The sequence below is a fragment of the Aromatoleum buckelii genome (assembly GCF_012910785.2).
Lineage (GTDB): Bacteria > Pseudomonadota > Gammaproteobacteria > Burkholderiales > Rhodocyclaceae > Aromatoleum > Aromatoleum buckelii.
This window is the reverse complement of record NZ_WTVH02000009.1, coordinates 848,706-864,741: the sequence shown is the minus strand read 5'-3', so window position 1 is coordinate 864,741 and position 16,036 is coordinate 848,706. Positions and strand designations below refer to the sequence as shown.

The window sequence follows — 16,036 nt, the reverse complement described above, 5'->3', positions numbered from 1 at the left end:
TCATCGCCCGGCGCCGGCGGCCTCGCGCATCAGCCGCTTCATTTCGCGCACCGCCTCGCGCAGACCGGTGAACACCGAACGGCTGACGATGGCGTGCCCGATATGCAGTTCGCGCACCCCCGGCAAACGCGCGATCGGCTGCACGTTGTAATAATTCAGCGCATGGCCGGCATTGAAGCGCATGCCGAGTGCCCGAATCGCCTCGCCAGCGCGGCAGACCTTGTCGATCTGCTCCACGACCGCAGCACTCTGCGCATCGCGGCCGGCGGCGTGAAACGCATGGGCGTAGGGGCCGGTATGGATTTCGCAGACCCGGGCGCCGATGCGGGCGGCCGCCTCGACCTGCTCGAGTTCGGCGTCGATGAACACGCTCGTGACGATTCCAGCATCGGCGAGCCGTGCGACGACGTCTTTCAGCCGGCCTTCCTGCGCCAGCACGTCGAGTCCGCCCTCAGTCGTCACCTCGTGGCGCCCCTCCGGCACCAGCATCGCCATCTCGGGCTTGAGCGCGCACGCGATGCCGACCATCTCGTCGGTCGCGGCCATCTCGAGGTTCAGCTTGATCTGCGTGAGCTCGCGCAACCTGCGCACGTCCTCGTCCTGGATGTGGCGGCGGTCCTCGCGCAGATGCACCGTGATGCCGTCCGCTCCGCCGAGATGGGCTTCCATCGCGGCCCAGGCGGGGTCCGGTTCCCACGTGCGGCGCGCCTGGCGCAGCGTCGCGACGTGGTCGATGTTGACGCCGAGTTCGATCACAGTTCCTGCAACTCCTTCAGCACCCGGCGCGACTGCAGCGGCTGTCCGCCGAGATAGTGGTTGATCAGCAGACGCAGCAGCGCCTTGCTCTGGAAAAGGGTTTCGGCACGGGAAAAATCGCCATGCGCCATGTCGAGCAGCGTCTGGCCGCTCACGCCCGGCAGGCCTTCGTCGTCGCCGGCGAGGCGTACCGGACCTTTCTCGATTATATAGACGTACTGCTGCGCGGGATCGACGGCCCGGTTCGAGTCGCCTTCGAGGTCGAGGCCGACGCCGTAACCGAGTTCGCGCAACAGCGTGAGTTCGAAGCGCCGCAGGATCGGCGCCGCGTCGCCGCGCCCGAGTTGCGAAAGGGCGTCCGCGTAGGCCTCGAACAGCGCCGGGTGCGCATCCTCGCGTGCAGTGAGCCGCACCAGCAGTTCATTGAGGTAGTAACCGCACATCAGCGCCCGGCCGGTGAGCAGCGGCTGCCCGCCGCGCCACTCGGCACGCACCAGGGTCTTGACCTCGCCCCCGCCGGACCAGTCCATCAGCAGCGGCTGGAACGCCATGATCACGCCGCGCAGCGCCGACATCGGCCGGCGCGCGCCCTTGGCGACCAGCGCGACCCGGCCGTGGTCCCGCGAGAAAATCTCGACGATCAAGCTGGTTTCGCGCCACGGATACGTGTGCAGGACGAACGCAGGTTGCTGGTCGATGCGCTGCTTCTGGCTCACGGCCCCACGCGCATGGTCGGGTTATTCGTAGCCGAGACTCTTGAGCGCCCGTTCGTCATCGGCCCAGCCGCTCTTGACCTTGACCCACACTTCGAGGAACACCTTGCCGTCGAAAAGCTTCTCGAGTTCGACACGCGCCTCGGAGGCGATGCGCTTCAGCTGTTCGCCACCCTTGCCGATGACGATCCCCTTGTGGCTGGACCTGTCGACAACGACGGCTGCATAGATGCGGCGCAGATTGCCTTCCGTCTCGAACTTCTCGATCTCGACGGCGACGCCGTACGGCAATTCGTCGCCGAGCAGGCGGAACAGCTTCTCGCGCAGGAATTCCGCCGCCAGGAAACGTTCGCTGCGGTCGGTGATCTCGTCGGCGCCGTACATCGGCTCGCCTTCGGGCAGCAACGGCGTGGCCGTTTTCACGAGAGCTTCGACGTTCGTGCCGCGTTCGGCGCTCAACGGCACGATTTCGGTGAAAGGATAGACTTCCGCCATCTTCGCGATGAACGGCAGGAGCTGGCTCTTGTCGCACAGCCGGTCGACCTTGTTGATGACCAGCACCACTTTCGCGTCGGCTGGCAGCACCGAGACGACTTTGCGGTCGTCGTCGCCGAAGCGCCCGGCCTCGATGACCAGGAACACCAGATCGACGTCGCCGAGCACCTGCGACACGGTGCGGTTCATCGAGCGATTCAGCGCGTTGCGATGTCGTGTCTGGAAACCGGGCGTATCGACGAACACGAACTGCGCTTTGTCGCTCGTCAGGATGCCGGTGACGCGATGTCGCGTGGTTTGGGCCTTGCGGGAGACGATGCTGATCTTCTGCCCGATCAGCCGATTCAGCAAAGTCGACTTACCGACGTTGGGGCGCCCGACGATGGCGACGAAGCCGGTGCGAAACGGCACCTTGTCATCGGCCTGCGGCGTGTTTTCCTGATTCATTGCTTCCTCAACTGGGCCAGCGCGAATTCCGCCGATTGCTGTTCTGCGGCACGGCGGCTGGTGCCGCGGCCGGTGGTGCGAAGGTTCAGTGCGTTGACCTCGCACACCACCTCGAATTCCTGCGCATGGGCTTCGCCGTGGACTTTGGCCATCACATACGTCGGCAGCGGCAGCTTGCGCCCCTGCAGCAGCTCCTGGAGTGCCGTTTTCGGGTCTTTCGCGGCCACGCCCGGATCGATCGCGGCGATCATCGGGCCGTACAAGCGATCGATGACCGCTTTCGCGGCCGCAAAGCCCTGATCGAGAAATGTCGCGGCGAACACCGCCTCGACCGCATCGGCGAGAATCGACGGACGGCGAAAGCCGCCGCTCTTCATCTCGCCTTCGCCCAGGCGGAGATATTCGCCGAGGTCGAGTTCCAGCGCGATCCGGTGCAGGCCGTCCTGGCACACCAGCGACGCGCGCAGGCGCGACATCTCGCCTTCGCGCAGGCTTGCGAAACGCTCGAACAGCGCAATCGCGACGACGCAGTTGAGGATGCTGTCGCCGAGAAACTCCAGGCGCTCGTTGTTGGGCTGTCCGAAACTGCGATGCGTGAGTGCCTGCTCCAGCAGCGCCGGATCATCGAACCGGTGTCCGAGGCTGCGCTGCAGGGGATCGAGCTTGCCCGCCACTACTGCGCGGCCGACGTGGCCTGGAAGTCGAACAGCAGGCTGACGTTCCCTGCCACCGGCACCTTGCGTTCGTAGACAACTTCGACGACCGTCTTCCCGCCCGGCCTCGTGATGTCGAGGTCTGCCCCGCTGACCGTGACGACGTCGTCGATCTGGCGGCGCCGGTCGAAGCTGCGGCGCAGTTCGGGCGTCGCCACGCCGTTGTCGCCTTCTTCCGCGACCAGCTTCACGTTGCGCTTGATGGCAAGGTATTCGTTGATCGCCGGCACGGTGCGGAAAGCGACCAGCAACGCTGAGCCCAAGAGCGCCCCGACGATCAGCACGCCCATCAGGCTAAGACCCAGTTGTCTGCTTTTCATGCGATTAAGTTCTCCGTATCAATGGAAACCACCGATGCGCTTCATGTCACTGAAGTTGAACCAGATGAAAAATGCGCGCCCGACGATGTTCTCGTCCGGCACAAAACCCCACACGCGACTGTCGCTGCTTGCGTCCCGATTGTCGCCCATGACGAAATAATGCCCTTCCGGCACGGTGCAGGTCACACCGGCCGTCGTGTAGGTGCAGTTTTCGCGGTACGGGAAGTCGAGCACATGCGGAACGAATGCCGGCGTGTCACGCTCGATCAGCACCGAATGGTTGGCATCCCCGAGTTTCTCGGCGAAGCGGGGGGAATAGTAGAGGCGATCCGGGTGGAGATAGTCGGGCTGGGGTACGAGTTCGACCACTTCACCGTTGATCCGCAGTCGCTTGTTCAGGTATTCGACCTTGTCGCCGGGCAGGCCAACGACACGCTTGATGTAGTCGAGCGAAGGATCGGCCGGATAGCGGAACACCATCACGTCGCCGCGTTTCGGCTCCTCGACGTCGATGATCTTCTTGTTGATCACCGGCACGCGAATGCCATAGACCCATTTGTTGACGAGGATGAAGTCCCCGACGAGTAGCGTCGGAATCATCGAGCCCGACGGAATCTTGAACGGCTCGACGAGAAAGGATCGCAGCGCGAACACGATCAGGATGACCGGGAAAAAACTCGCCCCGTACTCGACCCACCACGGCGGAGGGGCTCCCGGAGCGCGGCGTTTGCGCGCGACGAAGCGATCGATCAGCCACAGCACTCCGGTGGCGACAAGCAGCAGGAACAATACCAGGGCGAAATTCACACGGACTCCGTATCGAAGCGTTCCGGCGCCGTCACGCCGGGCTGCGCATCATTTGCCTTCATCGACCCGTAGCACGGCGAGGAAAGCTTCCTGCGGGATCTCCACGTTGCCCACCTGCTTCATCCGCTTCTTGCCCTCTTTCTGCTTTTCGAGCAGCTTCTTCTTGCGCGAGATGTCCCCGCCATAGCACTTGGCGAGCACGTTCTTGCGCAGCGCCTTGATCGTTTCACGGGCGATGATGTGGGAGCCGATCGCCGACTGGATCGCGACATCGAACATCTGGCGCGGAATCAGTCCGCGAAGTTTCGCCGCCACTTCGCGCCCGCGGTACTGCGCCGACGCCCGATGGACGATCACCGACAGGGCGTCGACTTTTTCGCCGCCGACCAGCAGGTCGAGCTTGACTAGATCGGCTGCACGGTACTCCTTGAACTCGTAGTCGAGCGATGCGTAGCCGCGTGAAACGGACTTCAGCTTGTCGAAAAAGTCCATCACGACTTCGTTCATCGGCAGGTCGTAGATGAGCTGGACCTGGCGGCCGTGGTAGCGCATGTCCACCTGCGCGCCGCGCTTGAGGTTGCACAGCGTGATGACCGGCCCGACGTAGTCCTGGGGCAGGAAGATCGTCGCGGTGATGATCGGCTCGCGGATCTCGGCGATCTTCGACTGATCCGGGAGCTTGGCCGGGTTCTCGACGCGGATCACCTCGCCGCTGTTCATCACGACTTCGTACACCACCGTCGGCGCGGTCGTGATGAGGTTCATGTCGAATTCGCGCTCGAGCCGCTCCTGCACGATGTCCATGTGCAGCAGGCCGAGAAAGCCGCAGCGGAACCCGAAACCGAGCGCTTGCGAGACTTCCGGCTCGTACTGCAGCGAGGCGTCGTTGAGCCGGAGCTTTTCGAGCGAATCGCGCAACTGGTCGTATTCGCTCGATTCGACCGGGTAAAGTCCGGCGAACACCTGCGGCTTGATTTCCTTGAAGCCCGGCAGGGGCTCACTTGCCGGGCGCGTCGCGAGCGTCACCGTGTCGCCGACTTTCGCCGCCTGCAGCTCCTTGATCCCGGCGATGATGAATCCGACTTCGCCGGCCGACAGGTGAGGCCGCGCCACCGACCGTGGCGTGAACACGCCGACCTGGTCGCACGGGTATTGCGCGCCGTTGGCCATCAGCAGGATGCGGTCCTTCGGCTTGAGCACGCCATCGACGACGCGCACGAGCATCACGACGCCGACGTAATTATCGAACCACGAGTCGATGATCAGCGCCTTCAGCGGCGCGTCCGGATCGCCTTTCGGCGGCGGCACGCGGCGCACGACGGTTTCCAGCACGTCCTCGATGCCGAGTCCGGTCTTCGCCGAACACAGCACCGCTTCGGACGCATCGACGCCGATCACGTCCTCGATCTCCTTGCGCGCGCTCTCGGGATCGGCTGCCGGCAGGTCGATCTTGTTCAGGACCGGAACCACTTCGACGTTCTGCTCGATCGCGGTATAGCAGTTCGCCACGGTCTGCGCCTCGACGCCCTGCGAGGCATCGACGACGAGCAGCGCGCCTTCGCACGCCGACAGCGACCGGCTGACTTCGTACGAGAAGTCCACATGGCCCGGCGTGTCGATCAGATTGAGGTTATAGACCTGCCCGTCCTTGGCCTTGTACTGCAGCGCAGCTGTCTGGGCCTTGATCGTGATTCCGCGCTCTCGCTCGAGATCCATCGAATCGAGAACCTGCGCCTCCATCTCGCGATCGGACAGGCCCCCGCAGAAATGGATGAGCCGATCGGCCAGCGTGGACTTGCCGTGATCGATGTGGGCGATGATCGAAAAATTTCGGATATGTTGCATGCGACAACAAAAGAAAGGTGCCATGCGGCACCTTGGATGAATTGGTTGACCTGGCTAAGGCGCGGATTCTAGCGGAAAACGTCGGCAATAGGCACGAACGGCCGCCGCGTCGAGCCGGTAGCGGCACAGTTCGGTATCGCCGCCGAGCACTACCGGGACCAGTTCGTTCCAGCGCGCCTCGAGTTCGGGGTCGGCATCGACGTCGAGAATGCGCAGCGTCCAGCCGAGCTCCGTGGCCAGCGGCCGGAGCTCATCGAGCAGGTCGTGGCACAAGTGGCACCACTCGCGGCTCAGGACCACCAGCTCGCACACCCCGCTCACTCGCCGGCCTGGAGCGTCACGTAGGAAGTCCCCTCGCCGCGCTGCACGAGCAGCGTCACCTGCTGGCCGTCCTTGAGTCCCGAGACGGTGCGCGTGAAGGCCGCGACCGATTTCAGCGGGACCTGCCGACCACCCGACACCAGCGCGAGGATGAAGTCGCCGCGCTGCAGTTCCGCGCGCGCGGCCGCCCCCTGCACGCGCTCGACGATCAATCCATGCTCGACCTCGCGCTCGCGCCGCTGCGCCGGCGTCGGCTCAGCGACCACCAGACCCAGCTTGTTCGGCGCCGGCTGCGGACGCTCGGTGCGGCGTGTGCGGGCCGGCGCGTCATCCTGCCATTCACCGACCGTGACGCTCAGTTCGTGCGGTTCCCCGTCGCGGTACACCTGCACGTTGACCCGCGTGGAGGGCCGACTGGCTGCGACGATGCGAGGCAGATCCGCCGATGCCTCCACGCTCTTGCCCGCGAAACTCACGATGACGTCGCCCTGTTCGATCCCGGCACGCGCTGCCGGGCCGTCGGATTCCACCGCGCTCACGAGCGCCCCTGCGGCCCGCGGCAGGCCGAAGCTCTCCGCGAGCCCGCGCGTCACCTCCTGTATCGCGACCCCGATCCGCCCGCGCTGCACGCGGCCGGTGGTGCGCAGCTGCTGCTGTACATCCATCGCAACGTTGATCGGGATCGCGAACGACAACCCCATGAACCCGCCCGTCTGGCTGTAGATCTGTGAATTGATGCCGACGACCTCGCCCTGGAGATTGAACAGCGGGCCGCCGGAATTACCCGGATTGATCGCGACATCGGTCTGGATGAACGGGACGAAGTTCTCGTCGGGAAGGCTGCGGCCGGTCGCACTGACGATGCCTGCCGTCACGGAGTGATCGAAACCGAACGGCGACCCGATCGCGACGACCCATTCGCCCACCTTCAGCTTGTCCGGATCGCCGATCACCAGCTTCGGCAAGTCCGTCGCCTCGATCTTGATCAGCGCGACATCGCTGCGCGTGTCCGCGCCGATCACCCGCGCGCGGAATTCGCGTTTATCGACGAGGCGGACGAGGATCTCGTCTGCCGCATCGACGACGTGTGCATTGGTGAGGATGTAACCGTCGGGGCTGATGACGAACCCCGAACCGAGCGAGCGGTTTTCAGGATCGGCCCTCGGCAGCTCGGGCTTGCGGGGAATGAAGCGACGAAAAAAATCGAACATCGGATCGTTTTCGTCGAAACCCGGAAACAACGCGGTGCCTTCCTTCGGCGACTGGCTCGTGCTGATATTCACGACCGCGGCGCCCTGGCGCTGCACGAGCTCGGTAAAGTCCGGCAGCGATACGGCGGAGGCTGCGGCCGCGATCGGCATCAGCGACAACATCACGACCGCGACCAGACAACGAAACACCGCGCTCCACGACGTCATGAAGCCGTTCCCGTGGGGTGCCCGCACGACGCCGGCTCCTGCACCATCTCGACGTCGAACGCCTGACGCAACCGCGCACTGCGCAGCACGAAGCGATTCAACCCCACTGCGGCAACAAGACCGCCGACGCCTCCGATCAACGCAAACAGATCGCCCTGCCCTTCAGCCGCCAGGCCAGTCCCGAGCGCCGCGCCGGCGATGAGCAGGACGACGCCCAGGCCATAGCCCAGCAAGGCACCGCGCAGGGGAGCAGCATCATCGATGCGCAGGCGTACCGCGTCGCCCGCTTCGGCGCCGATCCGGTTCGGCACCTTGAACACTTTGTCGGGCGCTTTGAGCGCATAGGCGAGTCCGGTCGAGCGGCACCCGCCCGGTTCGTCACAGCGCCCGCATCCGCCCGCGCGATCCTCGATGCGAACCCACGCCTCGCCGCTTTCCGCGCGCGTGACAACCGCCCTGGCTTCGATCATCGTGCGACCGGCTCGATCCCGTCGCCCAACCTCTGGACTGCCCGCAGAGGAACCTCGCCCAGCGTCGTGACCAGGTGGCCGGCAACGACGCGCTTGTACGTGTTTATCGCGCCGCTGGCTGGCAGCGGCCCTGCATTATTGACGGCACCATCCGGGCCCAGCGATTCGATGAACACCGAGATTGCGGCCAGACCGTCACTGAATACGAGATGGAGAACTTCGGCGCGATCACGCCCTATCGGACGTCGCACGATCGACTTCATCGAGTACCCGGGCAGCGGCGTCGTCAACATCCAGCCGCTCTCTTCCTTTCCCACCTCGACCCCATGGGCGCGGACGACGCGCCATCGGTCGTCCTTGACATAGCGCGGCTTGAAGGCTTCGGTGGCAATCTCGCCGCCGATCTTCACATCGCTGAAAGTGAACTGCTCGATGATCTCGCCGCGTTCGTCGATCGTGCGGGCCTTGAGCAACAGGCCGGACTGGACTTCGGCCCACAACAGATGGCCGTAGCGCAGGTCGTCCTTGGGCTCCAGGATGACGAGCTGCGCGCGAGTCCCGCGACGCGGCTAGGTTCGCCCTTGCGGATGCGGTAATTCTCGGTAAGGCTCCCGAACGATGCCGGAAGCCGTGCGGGAAACGCGCGCTGTCCGCCCGGCTGATCGATTATGACGATCTTCTGGTCCGGCAGGACGCATCGCACTTCGCTGTTGGTCCGGATCACCTCGCGAGGGCTTCCGTCGAGTACCTCGAGCCGCTCGTGCTCCGTCCCACCCGCGTCGACCATGTGCGAGATCCGGGAAGTTTCGAAATTCTTGCCCGACTGATAAATGAAAGTCCCGGAGTAGGTCAGGCGTTGTCCTGCAGTAGCGATGCGCTCGAGCCAGGACACCGGGTCGCTCGGTGCCTGCGCCAGAACCTGGGTCTGGGCGAACAGCAGGCACAGACTCAACGCAGCGGCAAAACCTCTCATCGATTGACGTCCTGTCTCACGTCCGAAACTGTCCGGACGTGCTGTATGACGCCCGAAAGCGGCCCGCCGGAAGTCATGGCTTGATGCGCGAAGAGATATTCGCGCTGGCGGTCGACCTGGGGTGAGGGAGCCATGTTCGCCGCCACCGGGACGGAAACATTTTCCACTGCCTGGATGCCACTGACAGCGCTCGCGGTGCGGATCTCTCCTTCGGGCTGGGCATTCAGTGTGTACGCGACCCACCCCACGGCGGCGACGCCCATGATCGACGCGGCGAGCGGCATCAGCGATTTTCGCGCCCGAGGCTGCGAAGCCCCCGGCGACGCACTGGCGGAACCGGAAGCGGGAGGGGCAAGCACGGTCGGCTCGGCTTCGATGCCGGCCATCACCCGGGCGACCAGACCAGGAGAAGTGTCCCGGGCGCCTCGCAAGACGTCGCCTATCAGGCAATATGTTTCCCAGTCGGAGCGCAAAGACCGATCTCGACGAATCGAGTCAAATACCGGGCTCATTGCCTGTTCGTCCAGATCGCCATCCAGCAGTGCCGACAGTTTGTCCTTCATGAGTACCACCCACCTACCAACGTTTGTCAGGAGCCGTATCCAGCAGCGGCCGCAGTCGTTCAGCAATTGCCTCACGCGCCCGGAAAATCCGGGACCGGACCGTCCCGATGGGACAATCCATGATGCTCGCGATCTCTTCGTAGCTAAGGCCTTCCAGTTCTCTCAGCATGATCGCGGTGCGCAGCTCCTCGGGCAGCGCCTCCATCGCCTCATCCACCGTCTGCCCGATCTGGCGCGTCATCATCAGCCGTTCAGGCGTATTGATGTCGCGCAGGTTGTCGCCTTCCTCGAAGGTTTCCGCCTCTTCCGAATCGAATCCGGTCGAAGTCGGGGCACGGCGGCTCTGGGATACCAGGTAGTTCTTAGCGGTGTTGATTCCGATCCGGTAAAGCCAAGTGTAAAAAGCGCTGTCGCCCCTGAAAGAACCCAAGGCACGGTAAGCCTTGATGAACGTCTCCTGGGCGACGTCCTCCACCTCGGCAGAATCGCGAATCAACCGCGAAAGCAGCCTATGCAACTTGCGTTGGTATTTTGTTACCAGCAAGCCGAAGGCTTGCTTGTCGCCGCGCTGCACGCGTTCGACAAGCTGCTGATCAATTTCGCGATCGCTCATGAGCGGGTCGTTTCTCTAGGTTGGGCAAAATCCGCGCCAGTATAACGACCGCCCATGAGTCCGGCAAAGCCGAAGCTACTGCAACAGACACAGCCCTTCAGGAATAGTTCAGACGACGAAGGGGTCTTGTGATTCCGCTGGATGCAATAGTATGCGTGAACTCCGGCCGCTCCCTGCGACGTGCTATATTCCGGCGCGCGACCGACCCTGGATGCCCACGACCTTGTCAATACAATACGACGTACTCATTCTCGGCAGTGGCGCCGCCGGCCAATCGCTGGCACTGCGCCTTGCGGACCATCTGCGCGTTGCGCTGGTGACCAAACGCTCGATCGCGGATAGCGCGAGTTCCTGGGCACAGGGCGGCATTGCAGCGGTACTCGACGCCACCGACAGCATCGAAGCCCATATCCAGGACACTTTCACCGCGGGCGCAGGTCTTTGCGACCCGGCGGCGACCCGTTTTGTCGTCGAACACGGCAAAGCTGCGATCGAATGGCTCATACGCCGGGGCGTTCCCTTCACCCGGGAAGACCAGTCCGCGATCGGATACCACCTGACGCGTGAGGGCGGGCACTCCCATCGCCGCATCATCCACGCCGCCGATGCGACCGGGGCCGCCGTCCAGGCGACGCTCACCGAGCGCGTCTGTGCGCACCCGAACATCCACATTCTCGAGAATCACATCGCGATCGACCTGATCCTCGGCGACAAGGTCGGACGCAATGGCGAAGGCTGCCTCGGGGCCTACGTGCTCGACATCGCCGACGGACGCGTGATCACGATCGCGGCGCGCAGCACAGTGCTCGCGACCGGAGGGGCCGGCAAGGCCTACCTCTACACGACGAATCCGGACGTCGCCACCGGCGACGGGATCGCGATGGCGTGGCGCGCCGGTTGTCGCGTCGCGAACCTCGAGTTCATCCAGTTTCACCCGACCTGCCTCTACCATCCCCAAGCCAAGTCGTTCCTGATTTCCGAAGCCGTTCGGGGCGAAGGCGGGATCCTCAGGCTTCCTGATGGCACGCGCTTCATGCCGGAGCACGACCCGCGAGCGGAACTTGCCCCGCGCGACGTCGTGGCGCGCGCAATCGACTTCGAGATGAAGAAACGCGGCCTCGACTGCGTCTATCTCGACATCAGCCACAAGCCGGCCGACTGGCTGCGGGAACATTTCCCGAACATCCACGCGCGCTGCCTCGAACTGGGCATCGACATGACGCGCGAAGGCATCCCCGTCGTCCCGGCCGCTCATTACACCTGCGGCGGCGTCGTCACGGACCTTGCCGCTCGCACCGACGTGGCAGGCCTCTATTGCGTCGGCGAATCGGCGTGCACCGGCCTGCACGGCGCGAATCGGCTCGCGAGCAACTCGCTGCTCGAATGCCTGGTATTCGGCGAAGCGGCCGCGAAAGACATCCAGGCGCGCCCGCGCGACCCGATCGCTGCGCTGCCCGAATGGGACGAGAGCCGGGTGACCGATGCCGACGAAGAGGTCGTGATCGCGCACAACTGGGCGGAATTGCGGCGCGCGATGTGGGACTACGTCGGCATCGTCAGGACGACGAAGCGCCTGCAGCGCGCTCAGCACCGCATCCGCCTGTTGACGAGCGAGATCAACGAGTTCTACTCGAACTTCCGCGTGACCAACGACCTTATCGAATTGCGCAATCTGGTCGTCACTTCCGATCTCATCGTGCGCTGCGCGCTCGAGCGCAAGGAAAGCCGCGGACTGCACTTCTCGCGCGACTATCCGGGACTGCTCGACGAGGCTCTCCCGACGATCCTGCAGCCGCGAAAAACCTGAGCCTACCGCCGCGCCCCCGGGTTTTCGCCGACCCTCACCTCTTGGGGAGCGGCACGAACTTTCTGCCGCAACCAGATGCGCAGCCCGCGCCAGTGTCCTCCGGGCAGGTTGCCGGGCAGCAGCATGATCGATCCACGACAGCGCGTCCCGGTGGCGTCCGCGTCGTGGCGTCGCCATTGTAGCCAAACCGCCCATCCGAAATCGGTGCAGCCCGCCTCCGGCGCCAGCATCGCCACTTCGCTGCCGTCGCGAAGCGTTCCATCGTTCTGGAGCGTCAGAACTCGGCCAGCCTTGCGCCACTCCATACGCAGGCCGGCGAAGAGCGATACGGCAAGCACGAAAAGAACAGGATAGAGAGCCGGCGCGGAAAGCGACGAACGCAGAAACGCGATCGCCGCGATCGTATGGATCGCGGCGATCATGACCAGTGCCTGTCGGGATGGCCTGAGCGGCAGTTCGAGCGGATAGCGCACGTGCAGCGCTATCCCGTCCGTTCAGATGCGGCGAAACGCCAACGTGCCGTTCGTGCCCCCGAACCCGAACGAATTCGAAAGCGCTGCCCGGATCTCCATCGGACGCGCCTTGTTCGCGACGTAATCAAGGTCGCAGCGCTCGTCCTGCTCGAAAATGTTGATCGTCGGTGGCGCGATCTGGTTGTGCAGCGCCAGCGCGGTGAACACGGCTTCCACACCTCCCGCGGCCCCGAGCAGATGCCCGGTCATCGACTTGGTGGAGTTCACCGCGATCGACTTTGCCCGATCGCCGAAACAGCGCTTCACCGCGGTCGTCTCGGCCACGTCTCCAAGCGGCGTCGAGGTGCCGTGGGCGTTGACGTAGTCGATCTCCTCGACCGTCATGCGCGCATCGCGCATCGCGTTCGTCATGCAGCGCGCGGCGCCGTCCCCATCTTCGGCCGGTGCAGTCATGTGATAAGCATCGGCGCTCATGCCGTAGCCGGATATTTCGGCGTAGATCCGGGCGCCGCGCGCCTTCGCGTGCTCGTACTCTTCGAGGACCAGCACGCCGGCGCCTTCGCCGAGCACGAAACCGTCGCGTCCCTTGTCCCACGGACGGCTGGCAGTAAGCGGATCATCGTTGCGCGTCGACAACGCCTTCGCCGAGGCGAAGCCGCCGACGGCGAGCGGAGTGACGGTGGATTCGGCGCCGCCGGCCACCATCACATCGACATCCCCGTACTGAATCAGGCGGGCTGCCTCGCCGATGCAGTGCGTCGCCGTGGTGCACGCCGTGACCATCGCCAGGCACGGGCCTTTCAGTCCGAGCATGATCGACAGGTTGCCGGCGATCATGTTGATGATCGTGCCGGGAATGAAGAACGGGGAAATCTTGCGTGCCCCGCCTTTGAGGAAATCGTCGTGGGTCGCTTCGATCATCGGCAAACCGCCGATCCCCGACCCGATGTTCACCCCTATGCGCTCCGCATTGGACGCGGTAACGTCCAGTCCGGCATCCCTGAACGCCTGGATGCCCGCTGCCAGCCCGTAGTGGATGAAAATGTCCATACGACGCGCCTCCTTCGGAGAAAGGTAGGCGCCGATATCGAAACCCCGCACTTCGCCGGCGATCCTGACCGGGAAGCTGGAGGCATCGAAACGCGTGATTTCGCCGATGCCGGAGCGGCCGTTGACAATGTTGTCCCAGGCTTCCGGAACGGTATTACCGACCGGCGAGATGATCCCGAGACCGGTAATGACGACTCTGCGACGGGTCAATGTTCGCTCCGGTAATCAGATTTATTTCTTCAGATGAGCGGTGACGTAGTCAATCGCCTGCTGAACCGTGGTGATCTTCTCGGCCTCTTCGTCCGGGATTTCGCACTCGAATTCTTCTTCCAGCGCCATGACCAGTTCGACGGTGTCCAGCGAATCCGCGCCCAGATCGTCGACAAAAGACGATTCGGTCTTGATCTCCGATTCGTTCACGCCAAGCTGCTCGGCGACAATCTTCTTGACGCGCTGTTCGATGTTCTCCATGAACTAACTCCTTCCCTGAATGATCCAGATATGAATAAAAAAGCCGGCGTATTCTACCAAAAAGGATGGCAACCGCTATCGCGGCCGGCGCTCACGACATGTACATACCGCCATTCACGTGCAGGGTCGTCCCGGTAACGTAAGCAGCGGCGGGTGAAGCAAGGAAGGCGACCGCGGCGGCGATCTCCTCCGGTCGGCCGAGACGACCGAGCGCGATGTTGCCCAGCAGCGCGTCGCGCGCCGCTTCGGGCAGTGCCCGCGTCATGTCGGTGTCGATGAATCCGGGCGCAACGCAATTGACTGTGATGTTGCGGCTGCCAAGTTCGCGCGCGAGGGCGCGGCTCATGCCGGCCACGCCGGCCTTTGCTGCCGCATAATTCGCCTGCCCCGGATTGCCGGCGCTGCCGACCACCGAAGTGATGTTGATGATGCGCCCGCCGCGCGCCTTCATCATGCCGCGCATGACCAGGCGCGACATGCGGAAGACGGACTTGAGATTGGTGTCGATCACCGCATCCCATTCGTCATCTTTCATGCGCAGCGCGAGATTGTCGCGCGTGATGCCCGCATTGTTCACGAGAATACCGACTGCGCCAAAACGCTTTTCGATCTCTCCGATCGCTGCCTCGCACGCAGCGCCGTCGGTCACATCGAGCGCCAGACCGCAGCCTTCGGCGCCGGCTTCGAGCAGGCTCTTGCCGATTTCGGCCGCGCCCGCCTCCGAAGTCGCGGTCCCGACGACCGTGGCGCCGAGACGACCCAGTTCGAGCGCGACTGCGCGGCCGATACCGCGTGAAGCGCCGGTCACCAGCGCCACTGCCCCTTTCAGGGGTGAATTCGTTGCGCTCATTTGACCGCCGCGATCGAGAGTTCGAGACTGGCGGCGTCGTGAATCGAGCCACCCTGGAGGTCGCCTGCGATCCGCTTGGTCATCCCGGCGAGCACTTTGCCCGGACCGCATTCGAAGACGTGGCTGATGCCGCGGCGGGAAATTTCCTGCACGATTTCGATCCAGCGAACCGGCGAGAACGCCTGCCGGACCAGCGCGTCGCGGATTGCCGCCGGATCGTTGCACACAGCGACATCGACGTTGTTCAGCACCGCGATCTCGGGCGGCACGATCGCGACCGTCGCGAGGCGCTCGGCCAGCCGCTCGGCTGCCGGCCTCATCAGCGCGCAGTGAAAGGGAGCGCTGACCGGCAACAGCATCGCGCGCTTCGCGCCGCGCCCTTTCGCTGCCTCGATCGCGCGTTCGACCGCAGCTTTCGCTCCGGCGATGACGATCTGGCCCGGCGCGTTCAGGTTCGCCGCTTCGACGACTTCGCCCCGGGACGCCTCGGCGCATGCTTCGCGAACCGCATCGACGTCGAGGCCAAGCAGCGCTGCCATCGCCCCTTCGCCGGCCGGAACCGCCTCCTGCATCGCCTGCGCGCGAAAGCGCACCAGCGGCACGGCGTCCTTGAAGCTCAGCGCTCCGGCGGCGACCAGCGCCGAGTATTCCCCGAGGCTGTGACCGGCGACGAGCGAAGGCTTCGGTCCGCCGGCGGCCAGCCACGCGCGGTACGCGGCGACTCCGGCGGTGAGCATCAGCGGCTGGGTATTCACCGTCAGCGCGAGCCGCTCTGCCGGCCCGTCGCTCACCATCTGCCACAAATCCTCGCCGAGAGCATCCGACGCTTCGGCAAAGGTGTCGCGAATCTCCGGCCGCTCACCGTAGGCCGACATCATGCCGACCGCTTGCGACCCCTGTCCGGGAAAAACCAGCGCAAAAACCATCGTAT

At 64.3% G+C, this 16,036-nt stretch carries 18 protein-coding genes and 1 pseudogene; 1 reads left to right on the top strand and 18 read right to left on the bottom strand.

Going from position 1 to position 16,036, the window contains the following annotated elements:
• The 13 genes and pseudogenes from GO608_RS10210 to rpoE form a co-directional block, all read right to left on the bottom strand.
• Positions 1-756 (bottom strand): pyridoxine 5'-phosphate synthase, encoded by a 756-nt coding sequence (locus GO608_RS10210; RefSeq protein WP_169199488.1) that lies wholly within the window; start codon positions 754-756, stop codon positions 1-3.
• On the bottom strand, positions 753-1,472 hold the full coding sequence (recO, locus tag GO608_RS10205; RefSeq protein WP_169199489.1) for a DNA repair protein RecO: 720 nt from the start codon (positions 1,470-1,472) through the stop codon (positions 753-755). Before recO ends, GO608_RS10210 begins: the two co-directional genes overlap by 4 nt.
• 21 nt (positions 1,473-1,493) lie before the next feature.
• Positions 1,494-2,411: a GTPase Era gene (gene era, locus GO608_RS10200; RefSeq protein ID WP_169199490.1), complete on the bottom strand. Its 918-nt coding sequence runs from the start codon at positions 2,409-2,411 to the stop codon at positions 1,494-1,496.
• Positions 2,408-3,085 carry a ribonuclease III gene (gene rnc / locus GO608_RS10195; protein WP_169199491.1) on the bottom strand — a complete coding sequence of 226 codons (678 nt, stop codon included), beginning with the start codon at positions 3,083-3,085 and terminating at the stop codon, positions 2,408-2,410. Before rnc ends, era begins: the two co-directional genes overlap by 4 nt.
• On the bottom strand, positions 3,085-3,444 hold the full coding sequence (locus GO608_RS10190) for a DUF4845 domain-containing protein (protein ID WP_169199492.1): 360 nt from the start codon (positions 3,442-3,444) through the stop codon (positions 3,085-3,087). Before GO608_RS10190 ends, rnc begins: the two co-directional genes overlap by 1 nt.
• Positions 3,445-3,462: 18 nt before the next feature.
• Positions 3,463-4,251 (bottom strand): signal peptidase I, encoded by a 789-nt coding sequence (gene lepB, locus GO608_RS10185; RefSeq protein ID WP_169199493.1) that lies wholly within the window; start codon positions 4,249-4,251, stop codon positions 3,463-3,465.
• Positions 4,252-4,299: 48 nt separating this feature from the next.
• A complete protein-coding gene (gene lepA / locus GO608_RS10180; RefSeq protein ID WP_169199494.1) occupies positions 4,300-6,096 on the bottom strand; it encodes a translation elongation factor 4 in 1,797 nt (598 codons plus the stop codon).
• 54 nt (positions 6,097-6,150) lie between these two features.
• Positions 6,151-6,408, bottom strand: coding sequence for a glutaredoxin family protein (locus tag GO608_RS10175; RefSeq protein WP_169199534.1), 258 nt, complete (start codon positions 6,406-6,408; stop codon positions 6,151-6,153).
• Between the two features lie 5 nt (positions 6,409-6,413).
• Positions 6,414-7,835 (bottom strand): DegQ family serine endoprotease, encoded by a 1,422-nt coding sequence (locus GO608_RS10170; protein ID WP_169199535.1) that lies wholly within the window; start codon positions 7,833-7,835, stop codon positions 6,414-6,416.
• Positions 7,832-8,305, bottom strand: coding sequence for a SoxR reducing system RseC family protein (locus GO608_RS10165; RefSeq protein WP_169199495.1), 474 nt, complete (start codon positions 8,303-8,305; stop codon positions 7,832-7,834). Before GO608_RS10165 ends, GO608_RS10170 begins: the two co-directional genes overlap by 4 nt.
• Positions 8,302-9,278: pseudogene (locus GO608_RS10160) on the bottom strand (MucB/RseB C-terminal domain-containing protein). Before GO608_RS10160 ends, GO608_RS10165 begins: the two are co-directional and overlap by 4 nt.
• Complete coding sequence (locus GO608_RS10155; RefSeq protein ID WP_169199496.1) at positions 9,275-9,841, bottom strand: sigma-E factor negative regulatory protein; 567 nt, start codon at positions 9,839-9,841, stop codon at positions 9,275-9,277. Before GO608_RS10155 ends, GO608_RS10160 begins: the two are co-directional and overlap by 4 nt.
• Positions 9,842-9,854: 13 nt before the next feature.
• Positions 9,855-10,454, bottom strand: a complete 600-nt coding sequence (rpoE, locus tag GO608_RS10150) for an RNA polymerase sigma factor RpoE (RefSeq protein WP_011238912.1) — start codon at positions 10,452-10,454, stop codon at positions 9,855-9,857.
• A 211-nt stretch (positions 10,455-10,665) separates the two neighbouring features.
• Here rpoE and nadB point away from each other — a divergent pair, with 211 nt between their 5' ends.
• Positions 10,666-12,261, top strand: a complete 1,596-nt coding sequence (gene nadB / locus GO608_RS10145; RefSeq protein WP_343316828.1) for an L-aspartate oxidase — start codon at positions 10,666-10,668, stop codon at positions 12,259-12,261.
• A 2-nt stretch (positions 12,262-12,263) separates the two neighbouring features.
• Here the strand turns inward: nadB and GO608_RS10140 are convergent, their stop codons facing one another.
• The 5 genes from GO608_RS10140 to fabD all read right to left on the bottom strand — a co-directional run bounded on the left by GO608_RS10140 (position 12,264) and on the right by fabD (position 16,031).
• Complete coding sequence (locus GO608_RS10140; protein ID WP_169199498.1) at positions 12,264-12,734, bottom strand: protein YgfX; 471 nt, start codon at positions 12,732-12,734, stop codon at positions 12,264-12,266.
• Between the two features lie 21 nt (positions 12,735-12,755).
• Positions 12,756-13,994 (bottom strand): beta-ketoacyl-ACP synthase II, encoded by a 1,239-nt coding sequence (fabF, locus tag GO608_RS10135; RefSeq protein WP_169199499.1) that lies wholly within the window; start codon positions 13,992-13,994, stop codon positions 12,756-12,758.
• Positions 13,995-14,015: 21 nt separating this feature from the next.
• Entirely contained in the window at positions 14,016-14,255 is a 240-nt protein-coding gene (gene acpP / locus GO608_RS10130; RefSeq protein ID WP_011238908.1) for an acyl carrier protein, read from the bottom strand.
• A gap of 91 nt (positions 14,256-14,346) precedes the next feature.
• Positions 14,347-15,105 carry a 3-oxoacyl-ACP reductase FabG gene (gene fabG, locus GO608_RS10125; protein WP_169199500.1) on the bottom strand — a complete coding sequence of 253 codons (759 nt, stop codon included), beginning with the start codon at positions 15,103-15,105 and terminating at the stop codon, positions 14,347-14,349.
• Positions 15,102-16,031: an ACP S-malonyltransferase gene (gene fabD / locus GO608_RS10120; RefSeq protein ID WP_169199501.1), complete on the bottom strand. Its 930-nt coding sequence runs from the start codon at positions 16,029-16,031 to the stop codon at positions 15,102-15,104. The genes fabG and fabD overlap by 4 nt, the downstream gene beginning before the upstream one ends.
• Positions 16,032-16,036: the final 5 nt, after the last annotated feature.

Bases quoted from the DNA above. Each gene is read 5' to 3' on its own strand.
- GO608_RS10190 (WP_169199492.1), bottom strand. From the start codon at position 3,444: ATGAAAAGCAGACAACTGGGTCTTAGCCTGATGGGCGTGCTGATCGTC.
- era (WP_169199490.1), bottom strand. From the start codon at position 2,411: ATGAATCAGGAAAACACGCCGCAGGCCGATGACAAGGTGCCGTTTCGC.
- rpoE (WP_011238912.1), bottom strand. From the start codon at position 10,454: ATGAGCGATCGCGAAATTGATCAGCAGCTTGTCGAACGCGTGCAGCGC.
- GO608_RS10155 (WP_169199496.1), bottom strand. From the start codon at position 9,841: ATGAAGGACAAACTGTCGGCACTGCTGGATGGCGATCTGGACGAACAG.
- nadB (WP_343316828.1), top strand. From the start codon at position 10,666: ATGCCCACGACCTTGTCAATACAATACGACGTACTCATTCTCGGCAGT.
- fabD (WP_169199501.1), bottom strand. From the start codon at position 16,031: ATGGTTTTTGCGCTGGTTTTTCCCGGACAGGGGTCGCAAGCGGTCGGC.
- acpP (WP_011238908.1), bottom strand. From the start codon at position 14,255: ATGGAGAACATCGAACAGCGCGTCAAGAAGATTGTCGCCGAGCAGCTT.
- lepA (WP_169199494.1), bottom strand. From the start codon at position 6,096: ATGCAACATATCCGAAATTTTTCGATCATCGCCCACATCGATCACGGC.
- fabG (WP_169199500.1), bottom strand. From the start codon at position 15,105: ATGAGCGCAACGAATTCACCCCTGAAAGGGGCAGTGGCGCTGGTGACC.
- GO608_RS10170 (WP_169199535.1), bottom strand. From the start codon at position 7,835: ATGACGTCGTGGAGCGCGGTGTTTCGTTGTCTGGTCGCGGTCGTGATG.
- GO608_RS10165 (WP_169199495.1), bottom strand. From the start codon at position 8,305: ATGATCGAAGCCAGGGCGGTTGTCACGCGCGCGGAAAGCGGCGAGGCG.